Here is a 2078-nt window from a genome sequence, read left to right as displayed (position 1 = left end):
TCGCTGACGTTACACTTTCGCGACAGGAGAAGATTTGCTGAATCAAGTTAAAATTGAAGGGAAAGACTTTGCATTATAGTATTTTCAATCTTTCAAAAGAAAATAACCATTTTTCTAAATAGATAGCGCTTCAATAAAATAGTAAAAAGTTGTCTGAAAAGCAACGCGCTAGCCTGCTTTTCGGACAACCCCCTTTATCCTACTTTTTATATAATCTGCTATTTCGCATACTCTACTGCGCGTGTTTCTCGAATTACTGTTACTTTAATATGTCCTGGATAATCGAGCTCTTCCTCGATACGCTTGCGAATATCACGCGCTAAGCGATGCGATGTAATGTCATCGATTTTATCTGGTTGAACAATAATACGTACTTCACGGCCCGCTTGAATAGCATATGATTTTTCAACACCATCGTAGCTTTCTGAAATTTCTTCTAGCTTTTCTAAGCGTCGAATGTAATTTTCAAGCGTTTCGCTACGTGCACCCGGACGTGCTGCTGATAAAGCATCTGCTGCTGCAACAAGTACCGCGATAACAGAAGTAGCTTCTGTATCTCCATGATGGGAAGCAATACTATTAATAACAACTGGATGCTCTTTATATTTCGTTGCAAGCTCTACACCGATTTCAACATGGCTACCTTCAACCTCATGGTCAATTGCCTTACCGATATCATGTAAAAGACCTGCGCGTTTTGCCAACGTTACATCTTCTCCAAGCTCTGCTGCGAGTAAGCCGGCAAGATGGGCAACTTCAATTGAGTGTTTTAAAACATTTTGTCCGTAACTTGTACGGTATTTCATGCGACCTAAAATTTTCATCAAGTCTGGATGTAAATTGTGAACACCAACTTCAAATGTTGTTTGCTCACCTGTTTCACGAATTTGCTCGTCAACTTCACGACGTGATTTCTCAACCATCTCTTCAATTCTTGCTGGGTGAATACGTCCATCTTGAACCAGTTTTTCAAGGGCCATCCGAGCTGTTTCACGTCGAATCGGATCAAATCCAGATAAAATAACAGCTTCTGGTGTGTCATCAATAATTAAATCGATACCCGTTAATGTTTCAAGCGTACGAATATTACGCCCTTCTCGTCCAATAATACGCCCTTTCATTTCATCATTTGGCAAGTTTACAACTGATACTGTTGTTTCTGCCACATGATCAGCTGCAAAGCGTTGTAGCGCTAATGATAAAATTTCACGTGCCTTTTTATCAGATTCTTCCTTCGCACGTGTCTCTGATTCCTTCGTCATTACAGCAATATCTGTCGCTAATTCCTTTTCTACTTCGCCCAGAATAATCAATTTTGCTTCTTCTCGCGTTAATGCAGAAATACGTTCTAGCTCTAGTTTTTGTGCTGTAACGAGCTCTTCCACTTTGCCTTCCATCTGTTCAATATGCTGTTGTCTGTCTGTTAGAGCTTCTTCTTTACGCTCTAAGCCGGCTTCTCTTTTATTGAGAGCATCATCCTTGCGATCAAGATTTTCTTCTCTTTGCAATAAACGGTTCTCTTGTTTTTGAAGTTCTAAACGACGTTCACGAATGTCATTCTCTGCTTCATTTCGAAATTTGTGAGTTTCATCTTTCGCTTCAAGTAGTGCTTCTTTTTTCAGTGCATCTGCCTCACGTTTCGCTTCCTCAACGATAGATTGAGCAGTATGCGTAGCACCCGTGATTTTTGAGTCATTCACTTTTTTCATATAGAAATAGCTAACAGCGGCACCAACGATGAGTCCAACAAGCAAAGCGGAGATGCTTATAATTACTTCGATCATACAAAACACCTCCAAGTGCCAATTTCATGTTGTTTTTATTGATTAATTGCATAAACAGTTAATCATTTTTCATTTCAAATTTTAGAAATTATACATGTTTAATTGTATAGTTCTGTTATTACGCTGTCAAGGATTGCCGCCATATATAAGACATATTCTTTACAAGTATTTCTAGCTGGAGTTAGATGCGAAACAAGTTAGTGCATCGCTTTGCATCCAATGGTATATTATTTAGCACCCAAATAAAAACCACCAGTAGAACTGGTGGTTTTCTCTGCGCGTGAAACGCTGGGG

1 protein-coding gene is annotated in these 2078 nt (G+C 39.4%); it reads right to left on the bottom strand.

The features are described from left to right. Nucleotides 1-218: 218 nt before the first annotated feature. On the bottom strand, nucleotides 219-1784 hold the full coding sequence (gene rny / locus C9J34_RS13920; protein WP_420799132.1) for a ribonuclease Y: 1566 nt from the start codon (nucleotides 1782-1784) through the stop codon (nucleotides 219-221). Between the last annotated feature and the right edge of the window lie 294 nt (nucleotides 1785-2078).

This window comes from Metasolibacillus meyeri, assembly GCF_003049505.1.
Taxonomy (GTDB): Bacteria; Bacillota; Bacilli; order Bacillales_A; family Planococcaceae; genus Metasolibacillus; species Metasolibacillus meyeri.
This window is presented reverse-complemented; position numbering and strand designations above follow the sequence as displayed.